Source organism: Kibdelosporangium aridum, assembly GCF_900176515.1.
In the GTDB taxonomy this organism is placed as follows: Bacteria; Actinomycetota; Actinomycetes; order Mycobacteriales; family Pseudonocardiaceae; genus Kibdelosporangium; species Kibdelosporangium aridum.
This window is the reverse complement of the sequence record NZ_FWXV01000005.1, coordinates 162,750-186,506: the sequence shown is the minus strand read 5'-3', so window position 1 is coordinate 186,506 and position 23,757 is coordinate 162,750. Positions and strand designations below refer to the sequence as shown.

Here is a 23,757-nt window from a genome sequence, read left to right as displayed (position 1 = left end):
CTGGTCCAACCAGGGCACACCCGGCGGCGGCATCGCCGCGGGCGTGGGAGCGACCGCCGTCAGGAACAGCTCGGGTGGTGCCGAACGCCCATACGCGTTCGTCCGGGGTGCTGATGGGAACCTGTGGCTCAACTGGTGGAGTGGCCGGGCCTGGGCGTGGTCCAACCAGGGCGCACCCAGCGGCGGCGTTTCCGACGGAGTGGGTGCGTTGACCGTGGACAACGCCCGACCCTACGCGTTCGTGCGGGCCGGCGACGGGAACCTGTGGGTCCACTGGTGGACCGGCCGCGCCTGGAACTGGGCAAATCAGGGCAGTGTGGGCAGCGGTATCGCCGGAGGGCTCGGGGCGACGATCGTGGCAGATCCGTCGCACCGGCCGTACGCGTTCGTCCGCACCAACACCGGTGGCCTCGCAGTCAACTGGTGGGAATGACGGTCATCTCGTGAACCAGTAGCTCTCCCGCGCGCTATCGGCCAGTTTCACCGGCCGATAGCGCGTGCGCTACGTCTCAGTAAGGTCACGCGGGGAACCAGACACTCCGCATGAACCTCTCACCTGCGCGTGAGACACCGGGAGGCGATAAGTGGGCTACGAGGTCGTGATCGACTCGCTGAGGAAGGCATCCGCGGCCGCGGGTGACGCGGCTTCCCAGGCGGGCAAGGTCCAACTGGGGGCGGCCATCGACGACGTGGGCCCGGCCATGCCGGGCAGCCGTTCGGGTCCGGCGGCGGGCTCGCTCGCCACGAACTGGACCAACCAGGTCAAGACCTGGAGCGCGGACGCCCAGGCCTACGGCGAGAACCTGGCCAAGGCGGCTGACCACTACGCCGCCAACGAGGAAGCGGCGAAGGCCGACTTCCAGGGCATGGGGTAGCCGATGCCTGCCTATGGAGACATCCGCAAATGGCAGTCCGGCCCGTTGGACACCGCGGTCGGTGACCTCAACCGGTGCTGTGACGAGCTGCTTGGCCTGAGTGACGAACTGGCCGCGACGGGGACACCGCAGGGGTGGACCGGGCAGTCGGCCGACCAGGCGCGGGGCAAGCGTGAAGAGCTCAACAACCGGATGGAACGGCTGGTGGCTGGGGTGGCCGCGGTCCGCCGGGGAATGGGCGAGGCGGCTGACGCGGTCGAAGCACTCGGCCACGCCGTCAAGGAGACCGAAGACATCGCGCAGCGGCACCACTTCGTGATCCGCGACGACGGCAGTGTCGTCGACAACGCGCCTGACACGGCACACGACCCGGCGCACATCGACGAGTATTTCCGCGAGCGCCAACGGATCCAGACCGAACTGGCCGACCGGGTCGAGCAAGCGGTCCGGCGCGGCACGGACATCGACAACGACCTGGCCGCGATCCTGAGCCGGGCCGACAAGGGCGAGGTCGACGACCAGGGCGCCACGTCACTGCAGGCCGCCGCCAGCGCGGGCGCCAAGCAGGGCGGCCTGTCCACCCTCGAACCGCCGAAGGACGGAACGCCCTGGGACAACGCGGGGTGGTGGGACTCGCTGTCGGACGCCGAGCGCAAGCAGATCATCGCGCAGAACCCGGACTGGATCGGCAACCTCGACGGTGTGCCAGGTGCGGCCAGGGACGAGGCCAACCGCAACAGGCTGGACGACGAGCGGGCCAAGCTGGAAGCCCGCAAGCGCGAACTGGAAGCCGACCTGGACGACAACTGGTTCGGCGGCACGTTCACCAACGCCGACGCCGAACTCGAGCACGTCAACGCGAAGCTCGATTCGTTGAACAAGATCGAGGAGACGCTGGACAAGGGCGGGCGGCAATTGCTGCTGTTGAACATGTCGAACGAACGTGCCGAGGCCGCGATCGCCAACGGCAACATCGACACCGCTGACCACGTCGCTGTGTTCACGCCGGGTCTGACCTCGACCGTGAACGGGAGCATGGGCGGATACGACGACGCCATGTACAACCTGAAGCACCGGACCGAAGAGGAACTGCAGCGCTATGGCGACGGCGGTAGTGTCGCGACGGTGACGTGGATCGGATATCAGGCACCGCAAATGGGTGCCCACGGTTTGTTGTTCGACGACAACACCGTGCTCGACGATCACGCCGCGCAGGAAGGCGCCAAGAAGCTCGCGCCATTCCTGAACGGAATCGACGCGTCACGTGCCAATGACCCGCATATGACCGCTCTCGGCCATTCCTATGGATCGACCACGACCGGTATCGCGCTGCAGCAGAACACCGGCGTCGACAACGCTGTGTTCTACGGTTCACCCGGACTGGGCGCCACCGACATCGACAAGATCAATGTGCCTACCGGGAACGCGTTCTACGTCGAGGCAAGGAAAGACGCGGTCGGCGATTTCGGGTACTTCGGAATCGACCCCAGTCACATGGACGGCATGAACCATGTCTCGGCCAAGGAAACCACTTTGCCGGACGGCCGCCATCTCACCGAGTCGACCGGGCACAGCGCGTACATGGTGGACAAGAGCACCAGCCAGTACAACATGAGCGTCGTGGTGGGCGGAATGCAGGAACGAGTTGTCCGCGACGACGGCAAGGGTTTCGGTGACGTCTTGTCCTGGCCGATCCCAGGGACTTACTGATGCGACTTGTTGTTCTTCTTCTCTGCACGGTCTTGCTGCTCGTCGGCGCGTGTGACTCGAAAGGTGGTTCCATGTCGAAGGACGAGCAGTACGCCGAACTGAAGAAGCGGCCGGACATCGAGCAGGTGCACGAGGAGTACACCAAGATGCTCGAGGAGATCCGCACCGAACTGGTCGCCCGGATCGGCATCCAGCCGTGGCAGCCCAAGGCCGACCCGTGGGGCGCCTCGATGTGCGGGGAGTTCAACGATGTCGGCGCGGATGGCGAGAAACGGCGCTACAGCTCCGGCCACTCGCCGGGCAACCTGCCCGACGCCAAGTGGGACGAGGCCCTGAAGCTGGTCGAGTCGATCGCGGCCCAGCACGGGTTCAAGCTGCACGGCGCCGTCGTCGACAAGCCCGGCGACCACGAGTTCACCTTCGGCAACGCCTGGGGTGGGGAGCTGCTCTTCGGCACGGCCAAGAACACCACGCTGAGCGTCAGCACGGGCTGTCACCTCACCCGAGCGGCGTATCAGCGTGGCACGCCTGCCTGATTCGCTCGCGTAGCATCCGGCGCGTGCCTGCCGAACCTGACCGCACGCGCCCGGATGCCTGTCCTGGCGCGATCGCCGTGCACCAGGCGGCCGACGGCGGGCTCGCGCGGGTCCGAGTGCCCGGTGGAACGTTGACGAACGCCCAGCTCAGGGCCTTGACCGACGCGTCGGCTGAGCTGGGCGACGGCAGTCTTGAGCTGACGTCCCGGGCGAACATCCAGGTCCGGGCGCTGGCCGCGGGTGCCGAGGTCGAACTGGCGTCCAGGCTGTGGGAGGCCGGGCTTTTGCCGTCGCTGTCGCATGAACGTGTGCGCAACATCATCGCCTCGCCGCTGGGTGATGATCAACACCTTGTCGACTCGCTGGACAAGGCACTGTGCACCGAGCCTGAGCTGGCGAAGCTGCCCGGCCGCTTTCTGATCACAGTGGACGACGGCCGCGGCGATGTGAGCGGGCTTGGCGCTGACATCGGCCTGCACGGCGACGCTCTCCTGCTGGCAGGGAAGGACACCGGGCTGCGGGTTGACGATCCCGTTGCGGCCGTGATCAAAGCCGCGCTGGAGTTCCAACGGATCCGGGGCGACGCGTGGCGCCTGGCCGAGGTACCCGATGGCGCACAACGAATCGTGGCCACGCTCGGTACGCCTGGTCCAGACCGCATCGACATCCAGCCGCCGTCGACGCACCCGATCGGCCGCTTCGGTGACGTCACCGTGGCCGCCGTGCCACTCGGGCGACTGACCCGAACGCAGGCACTGCAGCTGTGTGATCTTGCTCCCTGGGTCCGGCTGACCCCGTGGCGTAGCGTCGTGGTTCCGGCTGCCGACGTACCGGGCCTTGTCACCGATCCCGATTCGCCTTGGCATGGTGTGACTGCGTGCGCCGGGCGGCCGGGGTGTGCGAAGTCGTTGGCGGACGTGCGAGCGGACGCGACGGCCTGGGTGCGGACACGGAAAGACACGATTCCCGTGCATTGGTCGGGATGTGACCGCCGGTGCGGGAAACCAGCAGGGCACGTGGTGGAAATGATCGCCACGGGCAAGGGCTACTGGAGGAGCGAGTGACCGAGCCGAACAGTGGATACGTGCGGGACGGCGCGGAGATATACCGCCAGTCCTTCGCGACCATCCGTGCCGAGGCGGACCTGGCCGGGCTGCCTGCGGACGTGGCCAAGGTGGCGGTCCGGATGATCCACGCGTGCGGCATGGTCGATCTCGTCGCCGACATCGCCTACTCCCCCAACGCGGTCGCGAAGGCGCGTGCCGCTTTGCAAGCAGGCGCACCGATTCTGTGTGACGCACAGATGGTCGCGGCTGGTGTCACGCGCAAGCGGTTGCCAGCGGACAACGAGGTCGTGTGCATGCTTGGTGATCCCAGGGTGCCGGATCTCGCCGCGAAGATGGGCAACACCCGCAGCGTCGCGGGCTTCGAACTGCTGCGCGACCGGCTGGGTGATTCCGTTGTGGCGATTGGGAACGCGCCGACCGCCCTGTTCCACCTGCTCGACATGGTCGCCGACGGCGCGCCACGGCCCGCTGCCGTGCTGGGGATCCCTGTCGGGTTCGTCGGTGCGGCCGAGTCGAAAGAAGCTTTGGCTGACAACAGCTTTGGGTTGGAGTATCTGGTGGTTCACGGGCGTCGCGGTGGTAGTGCCATGACCGCGGCGGCTGTGAACGCGATCGCGAGCGAGGAAGAATGAACATGAGCGAGCTTGCGAGCGAATCATTCAAAGCGCCCCACAATGAGAACGGGCCAACGGGTCGGCTGTGGGGCGTCGGGCTTGGTCCCGGCGATCCGGAACTGATCACCGTCAAGGCAGCACGGTTGATCGAGTCGGCCGGGGTGATCGCGTTCCACAGTGCGCGGCACGGCCGCAGCATCGCCCGTTCGATCGCCAAGCACTACATGCGCGAAGGCCAGATCGAAGAGCCGTTGATGTACCCGATCACCACCGAGACCACGGATCATCCCGGCGGATATCTCGGTGCGCTCGAAGACTTCTACGAGGAGTGCGCCGCCCGGTTGGCCGCACACCTCGACGCAGGCCGTGATGTTGTCGTTCTGGCAGAAGGAGATCCGTTCTTCTACGGCTCCTACATGCACCTGCACAAGCGCTTGGCGCACCGGTACCCGACTCAGGTCGTGCCGGGCGTGACGTCGGTCAGCGCGGCTTCGGCCGAACTGGGCAGGCCCCTGGTGGAAAGGGAAGAAACACTCACCGTGCTGCCGGGCACTCTGGGCGCCGAGAAGCTCACGGAGAAGCTCAAGACCACGGACTCCGCGGCGATCATGAAGCTGGGTCGCACCTTCGAGAAAGTGCGTACAGCTTTGCAGGATGCCGGGCGCCTTGACGAGGCCTGGTACGTCGAACGCGCGACCACCGACAAGCAGCGGATCGAGCCCCTGGCGGACGTCGATCCGTCCACGGTTCCCTATTTCTCGGTTGCTTTGCTGTCGAGCCGGGCTGCCGCGGTCACACCCACCGCCGTGCCCCAGCCGACTTCGGGTGAAGTCGTGGTCGTCGGACTCGGCCCGGCTGGGCGCGAGTGGCTGACACCCGAAGCCCAGGACGCTCTCGCCACGGCAACCGATCTGGTCGGCTACGGGCCGTACATTGACCGCGTAGCTCCAAATCCACGGCAGCGACGGCACTCGTCGGACAACCGGGTCGAGGCCGAGCGGGCGGCTTTCGCTCTGGACTTGGCTCGTGGTGGGGCGAAGGTCGCTGTCGTGTCCTCGGGTGATCCCGGGGTGTTCGCGATGGCCAGCGCGGTGCTGGAGGTCGCCGAGGAGTACAAGGACGTCCCGGTCAGGATCCTGCCAGGGCTGACCGCGGCAAACGCTGTCGCCAGCCGGGTCGGTGCTCCCCTTGGCCACGACTACTGCGTGCTTTCCTTGTCCGACAGGCTCAAGCCGTGGGACGTCATCGCGTCGCGGCTTTCCGCAGCGGCCAAGGCGGATCTCGTGCTCGCGATCTACAACCCGGCGTCCAAGAGCCGGACCTGGCAGGTGGAGGCGGCACGCGATCTGCTGCTGGAGCACCGGTCCGCGGACACGCCGGTGGTGATCGGCCGGGACGTCGGCTATCCGGCCGAGTCCATCGAGATCGTCCGGCTCGCCGAGCTCGAGCCGTCCAAGGTGGACATGCGGTGCCTGTTGCTGATCGGGTCCTCGCAGACTCGGCTGACCGAGAACGGCAAGGTGTTCACGCCTCGGCGATACCCCGAACCCAGCTGACCGCTTCCTCGACACTCGACACAGTGCTGACGCCGTCAGGCAGCGGCGGGCGACGAACGATGACGACTGGGATCTTCAGTGCCCGGGCGGCGGTCAGCTTCGCCGCGGTCATGTCCCCGCCGCTGTCCTTGGTCACCAACGCCTGAATGCCGTACTCGTGCATCAACGCGAGCTCATCCTCCACAGTGAACGGCCCTCGGTCCAGAACGACCTGTAGTCGTCGGGGCATCGGAGGTTCAGGTGGTTCGACGGAGCGGGCCAGGAACCAGTTGCCGAGATCCGCGAATTCGGCGAGCTCCTCACGTCCGGTCGTGAGGAAAACCCGTTCAGCTGGGAGATTCCGCGCGGCTTCGGCCACGCTGTCCACCCAGTGCCAGTCATCGCCCGGCCCTGGTGCCCAGCCTGGGCGCCGGAGCACGACGAACGGGATGCTCTCCTCAGCGGTCACCTTCGCAGCGGTCGCGGTCATCCGGGCTGCGAAGGGGTGAGTCGCGTCGACGACAGCGTCGATCTTGTTGCTCAGCAACCATTGCCGGAGTCCTTCCGGGCCACCGAAGCCGCCGACCCGGACCTGTCCCGGTGGCAGCCGCGGCGTCCGAACCCGTCCCGCCAAGGACGAGATCACATCGGGCAGCTCACTCGCGAGTCGCCGGGCTTCCCCCGTGCCACCGAGCACCAGGATCACGGCAGCGCGTCGAGGATGAATCGCGCGACCAACGACGGTCGCACGATGAACGACAGATGCCCCGTGGAAACCTCGGCTGTCTGCGCTCCCATCCGCTTGGCCACGAACCGCTGCAGCTGCGGGTTGGTCGTCCGGTCGTCGGTGGTGATCAGGTACCGCGTGGGCTTGGCCTTCCAGGCCGCCGCGGTTGTCCTGTCTGTGAAGAGTGTCTGCGCGATCCGGCCTTGGGCGGCATAAAGGACACGGGCCTCGTGACGCGGCACGCCGTTGGCGAAGTCGTTGAGGAACGCTCGTTCAGTCAGCCCACCGAACCCGTTGTGATAGACCAGTCCGGCATTCGCGGGCGGCGTGGGGAACTTCGCCGCCAGAGCACCGTAGTCCTCACCCACGTCCGGTGCACGGGCCGACAGGTAGACCAAGGAGCTGACCAGCGGATGGTCACCGGCCTCAGTGATCACGGAACCGCCGAACGAATGTCCGACCAGGACAGTCGGATCGGTCTGCAGGTCAAGAGCGCGACGAGTGGCCGCGGCGCCGGCCTCCAGAGATGTCAGTGGATGCTGCACGGCCGTGACGGTGACGCCCGCGTTCTGCAGCAATGGAATCACCTTGGACCAGCAGGAGCCGTCAGCGTAGGCGCCGTGCACGAGCACCACGTTGCCCTTGCGCGCGGACGCCGAAGCCGGTGCCCCGACGGCCATCGCCGCCGCACCTGAGGCGACCATGGTCGAGAAGGACCGTCGACTGATCTTCATACCACCGACCCTAGTGACACCTGTGATCGCCAGGTCTTACGAAAGCCTGACACGATTGACCGAATAGAGGTGGCTGTCGATGAACTCGGTCGCGGACAGCACCTGGCCGACGATGATCACCGCAGTCCGTTTGATCCCGGCCTCATGGACTTTGTCCGCGATGTCCGCGAGAGTCCCGCGCAACACGATCTCGTTCTCACGGCTGGCGTACGCGACGACCGCGACCGGACATTCCGGACCGTAGTTGGGCACGAGCTCCGCGACGACTTCGTCGATCCGTTGCACCGCAAGGTGCAGGACCATGGTCGAGCGGCTCTGGCCGAGGGTGCCGAGATCCTCCCCGGCAGGCATTGGCGTGGCACGCGCGGAAGTCCGTGTGAGCACAACGGTTTGCCCGAGACCAGGCACCGTCAGCTCGCGCTTCAAGGTCGCTGCCGCCGCGGCAAAGGCAGGAACCCCAGGCGTGACGTCATACGGGACACCAGCGGCGTCGAGGCGGCGCATCTGCTCGGCCATCGCGCTGTAGACCGACGGGTCACCGGAATGCAGCCGTGCCACGTCCAAGCCTTTGGCGTGCGCGTCGACCAGTTCGGTGGTGATCTCGTCCAGGTTCAGGTTGGCCGTGTCGACGAGCCGCGCGCCGGCCGGGCACATCTCCAGCAACTCGGCGGGCACCAAAGCGCCCGCGTACAAGCACACCGGCGAGGACGCGATCAGCCGCTGGCCGCGCACGGTGATCAGGTCGGCCGCACCCGGCCCCGCACCGATGAAATGCACGGTCACTGCTGGTCCTCCTTGGTCACGCTCCAGATGGTGACCGGCATCAGCGGCCGCCAGCCGGTGAACCCGCCCACCGGTGAGCCACGGGTGATCGAGATCCGGACCAGGTCGCCGCCGAGCCGGGCGTGCCATCGTGCCACGACAGCCTCGGACTCCACAGTGACCGCGTTCACCACCAGCCGTCCACCTGGCCGAAGCGCGTCCCACGCCCACTCGGCCATGCCCGGCGCGGTCAGCCCGCCGCCAATGAAGATCGCGTCCGGCGTTTCCAGCCCGTCGACCGGCGCCTTGGCTTCGACAACCTCGATCCGGGGCACACCGAGTTCCGCCGCGTTACGCGAGATCCGCGCGGCGCGTGTGGCGTCGCGTTCGATCGTGATGGCACGGCACGAAGGATGCGTACGCGCCCACTCGATCGCGATGCTGCCCGCTCCCCCGCCGACATCCCACAACAGCTGCCCAGGGACAGGCGCAAGGCGGGACAACGTGATCGCGCGGACTTCGCGCTTGGTGAGCTGGCCGTCGCTTTCGTAGGCCTCGTCCGGCAAGCCCGGCACGTTCGGCAGGAGTTTGGTTCCGACGCACTCGATCGCGATCACATTCAACGGATCGGATGGTCCTCGCCACTGCCCGGCGATGCCCTCGACCTGGCTTGCGGCCGCGTCGCCCAGGCGCTCGAGCACGGTCATCCGGCTTTCGCCGTAGCCGCGTTCGGTCAGCAGCTCGGCGACTTGACCAGGCGTGTCACCGTTCGCGCTGAGCACCATCAAGCGGCGGCCCGGGTGGACCGCCGCGTTGACCAACTCGATTGGACGGCCGACCGCGCTGATCACCTCGACGTCCTGGACCGCCCAGCCGAGCCGGGCACACGCCAGCGACACCGAAGATGGATGGGTGATCACGCGGACCGGCCCGATCTGGGAGCCGATGCCGTAGAACATGGGGTCGCCGCTGGCCAGCACACAGAGCCCGCGGTCCCGGTAGGCCTCCAGCAAACCGGGAACCGCGGGCATCATCGGTGAGGGCCACACCACCCGCTGCGCCGCGACCTCGGCAGGGACGAGGTCAAGCTGGCGCCGGCTGCCCAGCAGGACCTCTGCCTCCCGCAGAGCTCGCTGGGCGACGGCGGTCAGGCCGTCCCACCCCTCAGCACCGATACCGACTACCGTGACCGCTTTCATCAGCGGCGACGATACCTCGTGAGTGGAATGCACCCGTGGGTGCGATGCGGCACCACCACACCCACAGGGACGGTCTCTATAGCGCCTCGCGCACCAGCTTCGCGGTCTCGCTCGGGGTCTTGCCGACCTTCACGCCAGCCGCCTCGAGGGCTTCCTTCTTCGCCGCGGCGGTACCGGCCGAGCCGGACACGATCGCGCCCGCGTGGCCCATGGTCTTGCCTTCAGGCGCGGTGAAGCCCGCGACGTAGCCGACGACCGGCTTGGTCACGTTCTCCTTGATGAACGCGGCCGCGCGCTCCTCGGCGTCACCACCGATCTCACCGATCATCACGATCAGCTCGGTCTCGGGGTCCTCTTGGAACGCCGCGAGCGCGTCGATGTGCGTGGTGCCGATGACCGGGTCGCCACCGATACCGATGGCCGTGGAGAAACCGATGTCGCGCAGCTCGTACATCAGCTGGTAGGTCAGCGTGCCGGACTTCGACACCAAGCCGATCCGGCCTTCGGTGGTGATGTCCGCCGGGATGATGCCCGCGTTGGACTTCCCTGGCGAGATGATGCCAGGGCAGTTCGGGCCGATGATCCGTGTCTTGTTGCCCTTTGCCGTGGCGTGCGCCCAGAACCAGGCGGAGTCGTGCACCGGGATGCCTTCGGTGATCACGACCGCGAGGCCGATCTCGGCGTCGATCGCTTCCACCACAGCGCCTTTGGCGAACTTCGGCGGCACGAAGATGACCGTGGCGTCGGCTCCGGTGTCGGCCATGGCTTTGCCGACCGAGTCGAACACAGGCAGTTCCTTCTGTCCGATCTCGACAGACTGGCCGCCTTTGCCCGGGGTCACGCCGCCGACGATGTTGGTGCCCGCGGCGAGCATGCGTGCGGTGTGCTTGCGGCCTTCGGAGCCGGTCATGCCCTGGACGATGACCTTGGAATTCTCGTCGATGAAAATCGCCATCGTCACACCCCTGCCAACTTTGCCGCGTGCTCAGCAGCAGCATCCATGGTTTCGATCTGCACGACGCTCGGCAGCGCGGCCTCTTCGAGGATCCGGCGGCCTTCTTCGGCGTTGTTGCCGTCCAGCCGGACCACGATCGGCTTATCCACCTTGCCGAGGAACTTCAGCGCCTGCACGATGCCGTTGGCCACCGCGTCGCACGCGGTGATCCCGCCGAACACGTTGACCAGCACGCTGCGCACGTCCGGGTCGGACAGGATGATCTCCAGGCCGTTGGCCATCACCTCGGCCGACGCGCCACCACCGATGTCAAGGAAGTTCGCGGGTTCCACCCCGCCGAACGCCTCGCCCGCGTAGGCGACCACGTCCAGTGTGGACATGACCAGCCCGGCGCCGTTGCCGATGACGCCGACCTGGCCGTCGAGCTTGACGTAGTTCAGGCCTTTCGATTTCGCCCTGGCCTCAAGGGGATCCTCCGCGGCGGTGTCGACGAAGTCGGCGTGGTCCGGATGCCGGAAGTCCGCGTTGTCGTCAAGGGTGACCTTGCCGTCCAGCGCCATGATCTCCCCGGCCGAGTCACTGACCAACGGGTTGACCTCGACCAGCGTGGCCTCTTCGGCCACGAAGGCCTTCCACAGCCGCACGATGATCGGCGCGGCGGCTTCGGGGATCCCCGCCTCGGCGGCGATCTGCTTGGCCTTGGCCAGATCGACGCCCTCGATCGGGTCGATCGGTACTCGGGCGAGGGTGTCGGCGTTGTCCTCGATCTCCACGCCGCCCTCGGCGGACGCGAGCGCGAGGAACGTCCTGTTGGCACGGTCGAGCAGGAACGAGAAGTAGTACTCGCTCGCGATGTCCGATGCCGGTGTGACAAGGACTTTGCGCACGATGTGGCCCTTGATGTCCAAACCAAGGATCGCCTCGGCGTGCGTGGTCACGTCGTCGGTGGTGCGAGCCAGCTTCACACCACCGGCCTTGCCGCGCCCTCCCGTCTTGACCTGGGCCTTGATCACGACAGGCAGGCCAAGGATCCGGGCGGCGGCGACGGCGTCCGTGGGGTTGGCGACGACTCGCTGGGAGCCGACCGGGACGCCGTGCTTCGAGAAGAGCTCTTTGGCTTGATACTCGTACAGGTCCACGTTGTAGACTGTATGCAGTATGGAACGGCCTGTCCAGAGGTAGGAGGGCGAGATGTATCCATCGGTGCGGGATTGTTTTGGCCGGACGTATCAGGTCGGCCCGGTTCCCGAAGAGCTCATCGGTCGTTCGCGGGCCTGGATGGCCTGGCTGCCGTGGGCGGCAATGGCCGCGACCGGGGTGATGCAATATGCCTTCGGATCACTTGCCCCCCAATTGGCGGAACGCGGCTGGGATGTCACGGAAACACTCTGGCTGCTGGCCGCATGGACCATTTTCCAGGCCATTGCCGGATTCCCCACGGCCTACCTGCGCGAACGCGGGAAACTCGGGCCGCGTGCGGTGATGGTGCTCGGCGCGGCGCTGATGCTGGCCGGAATGGTCTCGCTGGCGCATTTCGATTCGTATCCGATGGCGCTGCTCGGCTATTCGGTGCTCGGCGGAACGGGTGCGGGATTGGTCTACGCGACCTGCACGTCGACGGTGGCGAAATGGCACCCCGAGCAGATGGCGTCCAGGGTCAGCTTCGTGACCGGCGCGTTCGCGTACGGCGCGGTGCCGTTCGCCATCGCGTTCCTGTTCACACCGCCGACGATCGCGCTGGACGTCGCCGCGGTCATCGTGGCCGCCGTCGTGGCCACGACCGGCGTTTTCTTCCGTGACCCGCCGCCGGACTGGTGGCCGCCGCACATCGACCCGCAGGAATGGGCGGTCGACCGCAGGCGCAGTCCGTCACGTGCGGTGCGGCAATTCTCAGTGCGGGAAGCGCTGCGCACTGGCGTGCTTCCGGTGATGTACTTCGTGCTGCTCGCGGCGAGCGCGGTCTCGCTGTTCACGGTCACCTTCTTCGCGATTCTCGGCGCCCAGATGGGTATTGGTCTGGCGGTCGTCGCAATCGGAACAGCGATTTTGCTGGGCGCGAATGGTGCCGGCCGGTCGCTCGCGATCCGGATTTCCGAGCAGATCGGCCGCAGGCGGGCGATCGGCGCGGTGCTGGTCGCGCAGGCGGTCGGCCAGGTGATCCTCGCGGGCGCGGCCTCATCCGGTTCGATCTTCCTGCTGCTGGTCGCGGTCACCCTGGCGGGTGTCGGCGGCGGCGCGTTCTACCCGCTGTTCGCCAGCCTGGCCAGGGAGTTCTTCGGCGACCGCGACATCGCCAAGACCCACGGCGTGGTGTACTCGGCGAAGGCATTCGGCGGCGTGATCGGCGTCGGACTCGCCGCATTCGCCGTCCCGGCCATGGGATTCCCGGCCGTTTTCTTGATTTCCGGGCTGATTGCGCTGGCATCGGCGATACTGAGCGTACGTCTGCGACGTCCAGGCCATGTGTCCACGCTTCCCATAATGTATGTTGTAGACACAACGATGTCGCCTTCGCTCGGTTCGGGAGGATCTAGGCCATGAACCCGCGCCGTGGCGGGCAGGCGCATGGCCCGCCGCCCGACTCCAGGTCCGCCAATAGGCTCGCTGCTGCCGTCCTAGCTGGGTGCCAGGATGGGCGCTGCGTACGGACGCATGGCTTCGCCCCAGCGCGCAACCCCTCGCTCAGCGATGTTGCGTGCCGCATTGTGGTCGGCGTGCCCAACGAAGTCACACCGCACACAGACAAACAGCGCTTGGGTGCGCCGGTTTTTCTTGTCCACGTAGCCACATCCCGGCCGAGAGCACGTCTGGGACGTGTAGGCAGGATCGACTTGCACGAACGCGACACCCGCACGCCTGGACTTGTATTCAAGGTACTTGCCAAGCTGCCCGAACGCCCAAGAGTGCACTGTGGCCCGTTGGGACTTGCGAAGCCGTACCCGAGCACGGATCCCCGTCAACCGCTCGACAGCGACACCGCGTTCGGTGCGTTCAGCCTCGGCCACAATGCTTTTGCTGATCTGATGGTTCAAGTCAGCGACGAATCTCGCCTCACGGCGGCGTCGTTTCTTGAGAAGGCGTCTGGCAGACGCGGTTTTCTTCGCCTGCAACCGTTTGCGCATCCGAAGTTGCCGGTTGCGGTACCGGTTGAGGCGTCCTCCGGTGGCGCGGTGACCGTCGCTCGTGGTGGCGATATTGACGATTCCAAGGTCCACACCCAGAAAGCCGTTCACAGGCATCTGGCTCGGCGCCTCAGGCTCATCGACGACGGCGTACAACAACAGGTATCCGTCACGGAGAACCAGATCGGTTTGACCGATCTTCGTCGCTGCCAGCCGGGCAAGATCCATGGGACTGCCCAGAAGCCGCACGTCGCGCATGCGTCCAGCGACCGTCCAGATGGACACCGTGCCGCCCCTGCCAGGGGCATGCAGTTGCCACGAAAGACACCGCGCGTCAAAAGGTTGCGCTGCGTCGTCACGGAATCGGATCGGGTTGGTCTCGACCTTGCGACGTCGGACACAACCTGGAGCACCATAGTTGCCCGCCCGTACCTTGGCATGGAGGGCGGCATAGGCGTCTGCCCACGCGGCCTTTTGTTCAGGCGAAGGCAACAATCGCACCTTCACCACGCGCTTTACAATGATCATCGTGCCATCCGGGCATGGCACAATCGGGGAGGCCCAGCCGCTGTGTCGTCGTGGGCACGAACGTCGTCATTGAAGTATTCGCGTAGCGGCAGACTTTCCGGATTCTGTGGATTGGAGTCCCAGTGAACGAGCCAGCGGTCCAGCTTCCCGAGTCACTCGGGGGCGGCAAACGGGGTGGACGTGGTGCGTTGAGCGGGGCCGCCACCCAACGGGTCGAGCGGCCCGCTCCGCTGCGCGAAGCCGTCCACACCGCGCTGATCGAGCTGATCATCAACGGCACCCTGCAGCCAGGTCAGCATCTGGTCGAGCTGGAACTGGCCCAGTACCTGGGAGTCAGCAGGCAGCCGGTGCGCGAGGCGTTGCAGCGCCTGCAAACCGAGGGCTGGGTCGACCTTCGTCCCGCGCAGGGCGCGTTCGTGCACACGCCGACCGAGGAAGAAGCCGACCAGCTGCTGAGCGTCCGTTCGGTGCTGGAGACGCACTCCGCGCGGCTGGCGGCGGGCCGGGCCACCGAGGAGGAAATCGAGCGGCTGTGGGAGCTGCAGCGCGAAGGCGAAGCCCGGGTGGAAACCGATGACGCGGAAGGCATGACCGCGGCCAACGCGGCGCTGCACGCGTACATCACCGAGATCTCCGGGAACGCCGTGCTGGCCGAGCACATCGCGTTGGTCGAGCGCCGGGTCCGGTGGTACTACCGGCCGATCGCTCGTCCTCGCGGCCACGACGCATGGGCCGAACACGCCGAGCTGATCAAGGCCATCGCCGCGCACGACACGGACCTGGCGGCCATGATCATGAACCGGCACACCGAGAAGACCCGCCAGGCGTACCACGACCAGCGCGTCGCCGAGTCGGAATAAGCTCGCACGGCTTCTCCCCCTTGGCCGCTCAAGGCAAGGGGGAGATGCCCGAATCCCGGCCAGGAGCGCGGAGATGGCGCGCTCCCGACCAGGAAGTCCTTATGACACAGCAAGAACCGGCGCCTGCTGTTCGTGTGTCTCGTCGACCTTCTTGCGTCCAGGCTGCCGCAGGAACAAAGTCATCACCGCTGACAGCAACGCCAGGCAGCCGGCCAGGACGTACGCACCGGTGAAGCCCCACCCCGTGACGATCGCGGCGGCCACGCCACCGCCGAAGACACCGCTGACCAGCTTGGCGCTGTAGACCAGGCCGTAGTTGGACGCGTTGTTGTTCTCGCCGAAGTAGTCCGGCACCAACGTGGCGAATATCGGGTAGAACGCACCGCCGCCGAAGCCGACGACGAACGCGAAGAAGATGAACAGCCAGAGGTTGCCGGTGTTGCCCGCGAACAGCATGCCGAACTGCGCGACCGCGGCGACCAGCAGCACCAGGGTCAGCGTCTGCTTGCGGCCCAGCTTGTCCGACAGCCAGCCGCACAGGCCGCGCCCGATGCCGTTGATCAAGGCGACCGCGGATGCCGAAGCGGCGGCGACGAACGCGCCGAACCCGCTGGCTTGCGCGAACTTCACCTGGAAGTTGATGCCGAACAGGGACACCGCACCGATGACCACCAGGGTGATCCACATCAGCGGCAGCATGCCGGTCTTGATGGCTTCCACCGGGGTGTACTGGCGTACCGCGGGCGGGTTCTTGGCCAGGTTCTTGTTCTTACCGCTTGTCGCGGTCAGCGGGTCGACCTCGGCAGGCCACCAGTTCTTCGGCGGGTCACGGAACAGCATGCCGCACACACCCACCACGATCAGCATGTAGACGCCGACGAGGTCGAGCAGGACGGTGAAGTTGGTCGGCGTCAGGAACGACGCGAAGATGAAGATGAACGGCAACGTGCCGTACGCGAACCCGCCGTTGACGAAGCCGGTTCGGGCACCGCGCTTGTCCGGGTACCACTTGCCGACCATGTTGATACAGGTGGCGTACACCAATCCCGCGCCGACACCGCCGAGGACGCCGTAGCCGATGAACGCCAGCACCAGGTTGCCGGAGTGGGCGATGGTGAAGTAGCCGATGCCGCTGCAGATCGCGCCGACGATCATGGCCGCCCGGGCGGACACGATGCCCTTCTCACGCAGCCTGCCCGCCGGGAACGCGACGGCCGCTTGAAAGATCGCCCATACGCTGGCCAGCCAGAACGCGTTGTTCACCGTCCAGCCATGGGCCTGCTCCAATATGTCCTCGGCAGCACCCCACCCATACTCGAAAACACTCACAGCCATCATTGCGATCCACGGAAGAAACACCATCCAGCCGCGCGAACGGCCCATCAGGTCCTCTGGTGTCTCACCAATGCGATAGACCCGGCCATTGCTGTCCGTGATCTGTTTGAAACTGGTCGCCATACAAGTCTCCCGACCGATCTTTCAGAATCGGATTGGATTTACGGCGCCCACGACCGCAGGCCGGCGTGCGTGCTGTCCACCAACGCCAAACACGGTGTCACCCGACTTGGCGCAGCACCGCGACCGACCGCACTCTCTGCGACGAATTGCATACTGAATGGGGTCTGATGACGATAGTGGCCCTCATCACCGGCAAAGTCCAGGATTCTCTCGATGAGATTATCTCACGTTCAACGCAATTCAGGAAAACGGGACAAAAATGCAGGCAAATCGGCTCTTTTGTCCGGTTGATGATCACATGAACGTTTTACCAACGAATGACTTTCCCTTTTTCAAAACCATGGAACCACATTCCCGGCACCCGGGACAACACTTTTTCTTTACTTTTGCCCGACCCGCCGGGCGTAGGCACGAGCGGCACGGACCCGGTCGCCGCACCGCGTGGAACACCAGTGCCTGCGACCGTGGCGCAGCAGGTAGCGACTGCACGGAGGCGAATCGCATGCGGCGAGGGACTCGGCGTCGGCGCCAGTGAGGAGGTCTGCGGCGTTGGCCGCCAGGATCGCGAGGGCGCGGTCGAGAATCTCGTTGGTAGGACACGCAGTTGCGCGATAAGGCCCGTTCTTCTCGTCCCAGTACAGCAAAGCGGCCGACGGCGCCCTGCTCAGCGCGTCATTGACGGCGGACAGCGCCGACGGCAACGCGGGGATTCCCGCGACACGGGCGGCGAACAACGACCGGATGTGCTCACGCAAGGAGCGCAGCTGCGCCGCGCACATCTCCTGCACCCCGGCGTCGGCCGGAGCGAGGTCACGCTCGGCGAGCCATTGGTTCGCCGCCTTCGGCGTGCCCAGCAGGTCGGTGAACTGCCCGCCTGGCAGCGCGATGGCGCTGTTGACGAAGTCGAGGGCGAGGTATCGCTCCGCACCCGGCGCAGGCGGCAGCTCGGTCATGGTTCTCATGGTAACGCTTGCGTCTATCCGTGAGATGCGGCTACGGTTCTCACGGATAGTTCCTTCTTCATCCGTGAGGAGAATGTTCGTGGCATCGATCCCTGTCCGCGTGTTCGGCGGCCCGACGGCCCTCTTCGAGTTCGGCGGGCTGCGGTTCCTCACCGATCCGACCTTCGACGCTCCCGGCGACTACGAGCGAGACGGCCGCCGGATCCTGACCAAGACCGCACCCGCGTCGGGCAGCATCGCCGATCTCGGGCACGTCGACGTGGTCCTGCTCTCGCACGACGAGCACCCCGACAACCTCGACAACTCCGGTCGAGCCCTGCTCGCCGACGTCCCCCTCACCCTCACGACACCGGGAGGCGCACAACGCCTGGGCGGCAAGGCCAAAGGCCTCGCCGACTGGGAGTCGGTCGATTTGGGCAGCGTCACCGTGACGGGCGTGCCCGCCATCCACGGCCCCGGCCCACGCGAAGAGGTCGAACCGGTCACCGGCCAAGTCGTCGGATTCGTCCTGACCGGGCCGGGCCTGCCGACGGTGTATGTCAGCGGCGACAACGCCTCGCTCGACGCGGTGCGCGAGATCGCCGAACGCTTCGGCCCAGTGGACACCGCCATCCTCTTCGCCGGCGCCCCTCGCATCAGCGTCCTGTTCGACGGCGCGCCAATCGTCCTCGACAGCGCGCACGCCGCGGAGGCCGCCAAGGTCCTCGGCGCACGCCGCGTAGTGCCCGTCCATTACGACAGCTGGGGTCACTTCACCGAAGGCCGTGACGACCTCGTCGCCGCCTTCACGACAGCCGGCCTGGTCGATCGCCTGGACCTGGACTGACTTCTGTGATCGTCCAGACGCAGCACCGGATCCTGAGTGTCCTGGTCGCCGCGCAAGTCCTGAGCGGGGTCGGGCTGGCGGCAGGAGTGGCCGTCGGCGCCTTGCTCGCACAGGACATGCTCGGCTCCACCAGCCTTGTCGGCCTGTCCAGTGCGGTATCGACAGCCGGTGCCGCACTGGCGGCCGTGGCGGTCGGCCGTATCTCCCAAGCACCGAGGCCGACGCCCCGGCCTCGCTGCGGGATACCTGACCGGTGCTGTCGGCAGCGCGGGCGTCGTGGCCGCCGCCGTCGTAGACAGCCCCGCGCTGTTGTTACTCGCGATGTTCGTCTACGGCGCCGGCATGGCCACGAACCTGCAAGCCCGCTACGCCGGAGCCGATCTGGCAACCCCAACGCGACGAGCACGCGCGGTGTCGACCGTGCTCGTCGCCACCACTCTCGGCGGCATGGTGGGCCCGAACCTCGCGGCGCTCACCAGCGGTCTCACTGAGGCCCTAGGCATCCCTCGCCTGGCGGGCCCGTTCGTTCTCGCGGGGTGCGCCTATGCGATGGCCACCCTGATCCTGACCGTCTGGTTACGCCCCGACCCGCTGTTGCTGGCACGCACCGAAGAAGCGCCTCCTGCGGTCGAAGGTCACGGCTCCGGCGTGCTGTTCGGAACGCTGGTCATGGCCGTCACCCAGCTGATCATGGTCGCGATCATGACGATGACACCCGTCCACATGCACGACCACGGCCACGACACCGCCGCCTCCGGCTTCGTCATCGCCATCCACATCGGCGCGATGTACCTGCCATCCCCACTGACCGGCTGGCTCGTCGACCGCCACGGTCCCCGCACGATCGCCGCGGCTTCCGGACTGATCCTGCTGCTCTCCGGAGTCGTTGCCGCCACAGCACCCATCGACTCGATCGCGCAGTACACGGTGGCGCTCGGCCTGCTGGGCCTCGGCTGGAATTTCGGCCTTGTCGCAGGCACCGCGATCATCACCGACGCCGCCCCGCTGGCCACCCGCGCGAAGGTCCAAGGCACGGTCGACGTCTCCATCGCCATCGCAGGCGCTGCCGGGGGCATGGCTTCAGGTCTTGTGGTCACCGCCGCGAGCTACCCGTTTCTGGCCATCAGCGGCGGCATCCTGGCACTCGCCGTCGTACCCGCCGCCGTTGCCGCCGCCCGCAAGGGCTAGGCGTCGGTCCGGGGGCGGAGTTCGGCGAGGCTCTTGAGCCACAGCATCGACTTGTGGGCGGCGTGGATGCGTTCGCTGTCGCCGACCAGTTTGAGGCCTTCGTCGGCGATCTCGCCGAACGCGCCGAGGCTGTCGAGTTTGCGCTGGATCACCTTGTGCCAGGCGTCGTCTTCGATGCGGTAGTACGCCGTCCGGTCACCGAGCCTGCGAGTTCGGCGGACCAGTCCCACGCTGGTCAGAAACCGCATGTTCGACGTCAGAGACGCCCGGGATGCCCTGATGGCGTCGGCGATCTCCCCCGCCGACTGCTCCGCGGGGTCACAGACCATCAGCCAACCGACGATGCGGCCGGTAATGGGCGGCATGCCCCACTCTTCCACCAGGAACTCGGTTACTCGCTCGACCCAGGCTACGAGCTCATCATTGGCCGCCATGCCAACCCCCAACTAGACGTCCCATTGCACGGTAGACCCGTTGGGACGGCGGCAAAACGGCGTTCAACCACGGCTTAAACCCTGTGCAAGCGCTATGCACCCGTTGTTCGCTGTGACCAACGCGACCCGATCAGGACCGTGGCCTGCGGCACCATCCGATTGTCACGCGGCGCGCTGGGTACTCCACTGTTACCGCAGGACAAACGCTTGCAATCCGGACATATCCGACTAGCAGAGATCAAGCACGCAAGCAATGCCAAGTGTGACAATTCGTCACCTTGAGTGATGTGACTGTTCACACCGACCAGGACGCTTGTACGGATTGTATGCTGTAGGCAGTCGACCAGAATGATCGACACGACAAGGAGGAGTGAAGGTCAGATGAGCAGGATCCGGGAGATCTTCGAGATTCTCGCCCGCGGTCCGTTGGGCGCTTCGGCGGACGGCGGCAAGATCGGTGTGGGACTCACGGCGGCCATGGCGCGCGCCGAGCGGGGTCTCTCCGATGAGGTCGAGACCTACCTGCGTGACAGCGACACCAAGAAGGCAGACGCCAAGGCAGTTTGATAGTCACTGCCCTGACGTCCACCTCTGGTAACCGCTAGTCAGTCAGCCGCCGAAACGGTCACTGACTCGGGCGCCGATTCCTTCGGTTGCCGCCGAACCTTGAGCAAGCTCGCCACCGTCGTCACTGCCAGTGTGCCGAGAATGATGCCGAGCGAAACAAGGATGGGAATCTCCGGAGCCCAGCTCACACCGTCGTGGTGCAGAGCCTCGAACACGAGCTTCACGCCAATGAAGGCGAGAACTATCGACAGCCCCTTGCTGAGGTAGACGAGCTTGTCCAGCAAGCCGCCGATCAGGAAGTACAGCTGCCGCAGGCCCATCAGGGCGAACGCGTTCGCGGTGAACACCAGGTAGGGCTCCTTGGTGAGGCCGAAGATGGCCGGGATGGAATCAAGGGCGAAGAGCAAGTCGGTCGTACCGATGGCGATCATCACGATCAACATCGGGGTGACCATCTTGCGCCCGTCCACCCGGGTGGTCATCCTGGCCCCGTCATAGGAGTCCGTGGCTGGCAGGAATTTCTTGGCTACACGGAGAACCGCGTTCTCTTTGAATTCTTCCTCGTCGTCGTCCTGGTGGCGGATGAGCTTCCAGGCCGTGTAGATGAGGAAGGCACCAAAGATGTAGAACAGCCAGTCGAATCGGGAAACGGCCTGGGCTCCCACTGCGATGAAGAGGCCCCTCATCAGCAGTGCCAGGACGATCCCGATCGACAGCACCTTCTGCTGGAACTGCTTGGGTACAGCGAAGGCGCCCATGATGATGATGAAGACGAACAGGTTGTCCACCGAAAGCGAATACTCGGTGATCCAGCCTGCGAAGAACTCACCACCACTCTGTCCACCCGCGAACAGGGTCACGCCGAGTCCGAAGAGGACGGCGAGTCCCACGTACGCGGACACCCACAAGGTGCATTCCCGCATGGAGGGTTTCCGCGGATTGCGCGACACCAGATAGAAGTCGAACAGGATCATGGCGGACAGACCGGCCACTGTGACCAGCCAAACCCATGTGGGGATGTTCATCGGGACTTGCTCGCCTCCCGCCTGCGTTTACGGGCCTCTCGCGCCTCCCACATGACACGCGCATGTGAGGCGTAGCGTTCATAGACCCGCAGCGCAGCGGGGTTATGGTCGGACATCTTGTACCACCAGCGTGGTGCAAGGCGTTCGTGCAGCCAGAGAAACCCGAACGCGAATCCCGCGCTGAGAATTCCTTGGTACGCAAGGAAACCAAGGACATCGGGCGGGCCGCCGAGTTCTCCGGTCAGCACCAGGTGAGTCAGCCCCTCCTGCAGCAGACGCGACAGGGGGAAACCGATCAGCCAGAACAGGCAGACAGGCGCGAACGTGCCGAGCCTGACCTTGCCGTATGCGATCAGGACACTGTAGACGGCGCCGAGTAGCCCGAGCGGCAACCCGAGCGCCAGGACACTCACCAACGCCCAGCTCAACGGCTGACCGACGACCAGTGCCATCAGTCCGGCGAAGCTGCCGGCCAGGAAGCCGACGGCGAAACCGGGACGACCCAGTTCTGCCATCTCGCGTACTCGTGCTGCCTCTCGTTCATTCGGCACTGTCATCAGTCCACAACCACCCCGAAGGCAATCAAGCTGTAGAACAGCATGCCCAGATAGAACACCGCACCGAAGCCGATGATGGCGTTCTGGTACCACTTGGGCCGGATGGGTTTCGGCAGCATCTTGTTGTTCACCAGCAACAACACGACGCAGTAGGCACCCATGGCGAACGTGGAGAGGAACGCCAGGATGTCCAGCACGGCCTCAGGTCCGTCGGCAGGCCCGAAGTTCAGGATCAGGATGCCGAAGATGATCACGCCCCACAGGAAGAACGCGTAGAGGTGTGACATCTTGAACCGCTTGGCGCCCTTGACGAAGAAATACGTCATGTCCGCCTGGCCACGCGAGAACGAGTCGAACAGACCCAGGGTCGCGTTCATACCGATCAGTGCGATGAAGCCGAAGAAGGCCGTGCCTAGTACCGAACCACCGGCCGCGGCGAACGCGTCGGACATCGCCTGCAGTGCCGCCGAACGGTCGCCACCCTCGATGAGGGTCTTGACGTCCGGGTTGGCCCTGGCCGCGGATTGCGCGAGCACGGTGAACGAGACAGTGACAAGCATGGTGACGCCCCAGAACAACAACAGGGCATCGAAGGTGACCCAGCGCCGCCACCCTTTCCACTTGCGCATCTCGTCCGGGTTGTCCGTGTCGAACATGAAACCGCGGTTCGGCATTTCTTCTTGTTCACCCGCGTGCCGCAGCCCTCGCAGCTTCGGGATGTGCGAACCCATACCGGCACCGCTGTCGCGCAGGTGCAGCGTGTACCACATCTGCTGCATACCCGACGGACCCGCGAACGCGATGGCACCGACCACGATCGGGAACCATTCGGCGTTCATCGCGCCGGATGGGAAGTACCCGAAGTTGAACATGCCGGTGATGGTGGACGTGAGGTCGCCCCAGCTGCCCACCATGGACGCGATCACGGCTGTGCCGACGACCAACAGCCCGATGAGGAGCGCGAGGACGTTCTCCAGCAGGTTGTAGATGACCCTGGCGAGGCTGAACAACACGCCCACCAGGACCATGGCAACGCAGGCGGTCACAACCCAAGGTATGCCTGTTATCTGTTCGAACGCCGCGGCGCCCGCTGACAGGTGACCTGGCCAGATATAGACCAATATGGCCGTGATGAAGAAGAACCACATGATCGGTTTGAACACGCGGGCCGCACCAGTGAAGATGCTCTCGCCGGTGGCCATCGCATAGCGCGCCATCTCCAGCATCACCACGGCCTGCAGGGTCACACCGATCAGGAACAACCACCTGATCTCCGGGCCGAAGACCAGCACCAGCCTCGGCCACATGTAGGACTCGCCCATACCGACGCCAAGGGCGACCAGGAAGACGGTCGGTCCAAGCAAGTGAACCGACGGTGGTGCTTCTGGCAGGGTACGGATGGGCATGGGATCGAGCCGACCGGCCCGCCACACTCTCTCCTCGCCGGCGACTGCATTCGGCCCGGCTGCCGGGGTTTTCGAGGTCTCCATCTCAGACCCCTCTCCTTTGAGGAATT

25 protein-coding genes are annotated in these 23,757 nt (G+C 65.7%); 12 read left to right on the top strand and 13 right to left on the bottom strand.

Features of this window, described 5'->3' with window-relative positions:
- The 7 genes from B9C43_RS28195 to B9C43_RS28165 all read left to right on the top strand — a co-directional run.
- Positions 1–433: PLL family lectin (locus B9C43_RS28195; RefSeq protein ID WP_200825720.1), on the top strand; the 433-nt coding region annotated here is incomplete at its 5' end.
- A 151-nt stretch (positions 434–584) separates the two neighbouring features.
- Positions 585–875: a hypothetical protein gene (locus B9C43_RS28190; protein ID WP_084430013.1), complete on the top strand. Its 291-nt coding sequence runs from the start codon at positions 585–587 to the stop codon at positions 873–875.
- Between the two features lie 3 nt (positions 876–878).
- Complete coding sequence (locus tag B9C43_RS28185; RefSeq protein WP_084430012.1) at positions 879–2,585, top strand: alpha/beta hydrolase; 1,707 nt, start codon at positions 879–881, stop codon at positions 2,583–2,585.
- 71 nt (positions 2,586–2,656) lie between these two features.
- The gene (locus B9C43_RS28180) at positions 2,657–3,121 is read left to right on the top strand and encodes an LppA family lipoprotein (protein ID WP_033393214.1); all 465 of its coding nucleotides are present in this window, start codon (positions 2,657–2,659) and stop codon (positions 3,119–3,121) included.
- Between the two features lie 23 nt (positions 3,122–3,144).
- Complete coding sequence (locus B9C43_RS28175; RefSeq protein ID WP_084430011.1) at positions 3,145–4,185, top strand: hypothetical protein; 1,041 nt, start codon at positions 3,145–3,147, stop codon at positions 4,183–4,185.
- Entirely contained in the window at positions 4,182–4,820 is a 639-nt protein-coding gene (locus B9C43_RS28170; protein WP_084430010.1) for a precorrin-8X methylmutase, read from the top strand. The genes B9C43_RS28175 and B9C43_RS28170 overlap by 4 nt, the downstream gene beginning before the upstream one ends.
- 2 nt (positions 4,821–4,822) lie before the next feature.
- A complete protein-coding gene (locus tag B9C43_RS28165; protein ID WP_051897862.1) occupies positions 4,823–6,358 on the top strand; it encodes a precorrin-2 C(20)-methyltransferase in 1,536 nt (511 codons plus the stop codon).
- On the opposite strand, the gene B9C43_RS28160 is transcribed toward B9C43_RS28165, so the two are convergent.
- From B9C43_RS28160 to sucC, 6 genes are all read right to left on the bottom strand, one after another.
- Positions 6,327–7,040: a cobalt-precorrin-6A reductase gene (locus tag B9C43_RS28160; protein WP_084430380.1), complete on the bottom strand. Its 714-nt coding sequence runs from the start codon at positions 7,038–7,040 to the stop codon at positions 6,327–6,329. The two genes, B9C43_RS28165 and B9C43_RS28160, sit on opposite strands and share 32 nt — an antisense overlap.
- Complete coding sequence (locus tag B9C43_RS28155) at positions 7,040–7,798, bottom strand: alpha/beta fold hydrolase (RefSeq protein ID WP_084430009.1); 759 nt, start codon at positions 7,796–7,798, stop codon at positions 7,040–7,042. The genes B9C43_RS28160 and B9C43_RS28155 overlap by 1 nt, the downstream gene beginning before the upstream one ends.
- A gap of 36 nt (positions 7,799–7,834) precedes the next feature.
- The gene (gene cobM / locus B9C43_RS28150; RefSeq protein ID WP_033393212.1) at positions 7,835–8,581 is read right to left on the bottom strand and encodes a precorrin-4 C(11)-methyltransferase; all 747 of its coding nucleotides are present in this window, start codon (positions 8,579–8,581) and stop codon (positions 7,835–7,837) included.
- Entirely contained in the window at positions 8,578–9,759 is a 1,182-nt protein-coding gene (cbiE, locus tag B9C43_RS28145) for a precorrin-6y C5,15-methyltransferase (decarboxylating) subunit CbiE (RefSeq protein WP_084430008.1), read from the bottom strand. The genes cobM and cbiE overlap by 4 nt, the downstream gene beginning before the upstream one ends.
- Before the next feature lie 76 nt (positions 9,760–9,835).
- On the bottom strand, positions 9,836–10,714 hold the full coding sequence (sucD, locus tag B9C43_RS28140) for a succinate--CoA ligase subunit alpha (protein WP_084430007.1): 879 nt from the start codon (positions 10,712–10,714) through the stop codon (positions 9,836–9,838).
- A gap of 2 nt (positions 10,715–10,716) precedes the next feature.
- Positions 10,717–11,853 carry an ADP-forming succinate--CoA ligase subunit beta gene (gene sucC, locus B9C43_RS28135; RefSeq protein WP_084430006.1) on the bottom strand — a complete coding sequence of 379 codons (1,137 nt, stop codon included), beginning with the start codon at positions 11,851–11,853 and terminating at the stop codon, positions 10,717–10,719.
- Positions 11,854–11,905: 52 nt separating this feature from the next.
- On the opposite strand from sucC, the gene B9C43_RS28130 reads away from it, so the two are divergent.
- Positions 11,906–13,255 carry an MFS transporter gene (locus B9C43_RS28130; protein WP_084430005.1) on the top strand — a complete coding sequence of 450 codons (1,350 nt, stop codon included), beginning with the start codon at positions 11,906–11,908 and terminating at the stop codon, positions 13,253–13,255.
- Between the two features lie 74 nt (positions 13,256–13,329).
- On the opposite strand, the gene B9C43_RS28125 is transcribed toward B9C43_RS28130, so the two are convergent.
- Positions 13,330–14,121 carry an RNA-guided endonuclease InsQ/TnpB family protein gene (locus B9C43_RS28125; RefSeq protein WP_200825719.1) on the bottom strand — a complete coding sequence of 264 codons (792 nt, stop codon included), beginning with the start codon at positions 14,119–14,121 and terminating at the stop codon, positions 13,330–13,332.
- A gap of 365 nt (positions 14,122–14,486) precedes the next feature.
- On the opposite strand from B9C43_RS28125, the gene B9C43_RS28120 reads away from it, so the two are divergent.
- Entirely contained in the window at positions 14,487–15,224 is a 738-nt protein-coding gene (locus B9C43_RS28120; protein ID WP_033394055.1) for a GntR family transcriptional regulator, read from the top strand.
- 99 nt (positions 15,225–15,323) lie between these two features.
- Here the strand turns inward: B9C43_RS28120 and B9C43_RS28115 are convergent, their stop codons facing one another.
- Together B9C43_RS28115 and B9C43_RS28110 are read right to left on the bottom strand one after the other, a co-directional pair.
- Positions 15,324–16,682 carry an OFA family MFS transporter gene (locus tag B9C43_RS28115; protein ID WP_235038880.1) on the bottom strand — a complete coding sequence of 453 codons (1,359 nt, stop codon included), beginning with the start codon at positions 16,680–16,682 and terminating at the stop codon, positions 15,324–15,326.
- A 380-nt stretch (positions 16,683–17,062) separates the two neighbouring features.
- Positions 17,063–17,635: a CGNR zinc finger domain-containing protein gene (locus tag B9C43_RS28110; RefSeq protein ID WP_235038879.1), complete on the bottom strand. Its 573-nt coding sequence runs from the start codon at positions 17,633–17,635 to the stop codon at positions 17,063–17,065.
- A 97-nt stretch (positions 17,636–17,732) separates the two neighbouring features.
- Here B9C43_RS28110 and B9C43_RS28105 point away from each other — a divergent pair, with 97 nt between their 5' ends.
- Entirely contained in the window at positions 17,733–18,470 is a 738-nt protein-coding gene (locus tag B9C43_RS28105; protein WP_407657129.1) for an MBL fold metallo-hydrolase, read from the top strand.
- Positions 18,471–18,620: 150 nt separating this feature from the next.
- Entirely contained in the window at positions 18,621–19,658 is a 1,038-nt protein-coding gene (locus tag B9C43_RS28100; RefSeq protein WP_327223334.1) for an MFS transporter, read from the top strand.
- Here the strand turns inward: B9C43_RS28100 and B9C43_RS28095 are convergent.
- A complete protein-coding gene (locus tag B9C43_RS28095; protein ID WP_084430003.1) occupies positions 19,655–20,092 on the bottom strand; it encodes a GbsR/MarR family transcriptional regulator in 438 nt (145 codons plus the stop codon). The genes B9C43_RS28100 and B9C43_RS28095 overlap by 4 nt on opposite strands.
- Positions 20,093–20,473: 381 nt before the next feature.
- Here B9C43_RS28095 and B9C43_RS28090 point away from each other — a divergent pair, with 381 nt between their 5' ends.
- Complete coding sequence (locus B9C43_RS28090; RefSeq protein ID WP_084430002.1) at positions 20,474–20,659, top strand: hypothetical protein; 186 nt, start codon at positions 20,474–20,476, stop codon at positions 20,657–20,659.
- Between the two features lie 38 nt (positions 20,660–20,697).
- Here the strand turns inward: B9C43_RS28090 and B9C43_RS28085 are convergent, their stop codons facing one another.
- The 3 genes from B9C43_RS28085 to B9C43_RS28075 are packed head-to-tail and all read right to left on the bottom strand — an operon-like array spanning position 20,698 to position 23,731.
- The gene (locus tag B9C43_RS28085) at positions 20,698–21,684 is read right to left on the bottom strand and encodes a TerC family protein (RefSeq protein WP_084430001.1); all 987 of its coding nucleotides are present in this window, start codon (positions 21,682–21,684) and stop codon (positions 20,698–20,700) included.
- On the bottom strand, positions 21,681–22,241 hold the full coding sequence (locus B9C43_RS28080; protein WP_033387660.1) for a hypothetical protein: 561 nt from the start codon (positions 22,239–22,241) through the stop codon (positions 21,681–21,683). Before B9C43_RS28080 ends, B9C43_RS28085 begins: the two co-directional genes overlap by 4 nt.
- Positions 22,241–23,731, bottom strand: a complete 1,491-nt coding sequence (locus tag B9C43_RS28075) for an Nramp family divalent metal transporter (protein ID WP_033387661.1) — start codon at positions 23,729–23,731, stop codon at positions 22,241–22,243. The genes B9C43_RS28080 and B9C43_RS28075 overlap by 1 nt, the downstream gene beginning before the upstream one ends.
- Positions 23,732–23,757: the final 26 nt, after the last annotated feature.

Excerpts from the sequence above, each read along its gene's own strand:
- B9C43_RS28110 (WP_235038879.1), bottom strand. The coding sequence starts at position 17,635 with ATGACCGAGCTGCCGCCTGCGCCGGGTGCGGAGCGATACCTCGCCCTC.
- sucD (WP_084430007.1), bottom strand. The coding sequence starts at position 10,714 with ATGGCGATTTTCATCGACGAGAATTCCAAGGTCATCGTCCAGGGCATG.
- B9C43_RS28165 (WP_051897862.1), top strand. The coding sequence starts at position 4,823 with ATGAGCGAGCTTGCGAGCGAATCATTCAAAGCGCCCCACAATGAGAAC.
- B9C43_RS28130 (WP_084430005.1), top strand. The coding sequence starts at position 11,906 with ATGTATCCATCGGTGCGGGATTGTTTTGGCCGGACGTATCAGGTCGGC.
- B9C43_RS28155 (WP_084430009.1), bottom strand. The coding sequence starts at position 7,798 with ATGAAGATCAGTCGACGGTCCTTCTCGACCATGGTCGCCTCAGGTGCG.
- cbiE (WP_084430008.1), bottom strand. The coding sequence starts at position 9,759 with ATGAAAGCGGTCACGGTAGTCGGTATCGGTGCTGAGGGGTGGGACGGC.
- B9C43_RS28185 (WP_084430012.1), top strand. The coding sequence starts at position 879 with ATGCCTGCCTATGGAGACATCCGCAAATGGCAGTCCGGCCCGTTGGAC.
- B9C43_RS28085 (WP_084430001.1), bottom strand. The coding sequence starts at position 21,684 with ATGAACATCCCCACATGGGTTTGGCTGGTCACAGTGGCCGGTCTGTCC.
- B9C43_RS28090 (WP_084430002.1), top strand. The coding sequence starts at position 20,474 with ATGAGCAGGATCCGGGAGATCTTCGAGATTCTCGCCCGCGGTCCGTTG.
- B9C43_RS28115 (WP_235038880.1), bottom strand. The coding sequence starts at position 16,682 with ATGGCGACCAGTTTCAAACAGATCACGGACAGCAATGGCCGGGTCTAT.
- B9C43_RS28095 (WP_084430003.1), bottom strand. The coding sequence starts at position 20,092 with ATGGCGGCCAATGATGAGCTCGTAGCCTGGGTCGAGCGAGTAACCGAG.
- B9C43_RS28075 (WP_033387661.1), bottom strand. The coding sequence starts at position 23,731 with ATGGAGACCTCGAAAACCCCGGCAGCCGGGCCGAATGCAGTCGCCGGC.
- B9C43_RS28180 (WP_033393214.1), top strand. The coding sequence starts at position 2,657 with ATGTCGAAGGACGAGCAGTACGCCGAACTGAAGAAGCGGCCGGACATC.
- B9C43_RS28080 (WP_033387660.1), bottom strand. The coding sequence starts at position 22,241 with ATGACAGTGCCGAATGAACGAGAGGCAGCACGAGTACGCGAGATGGCA.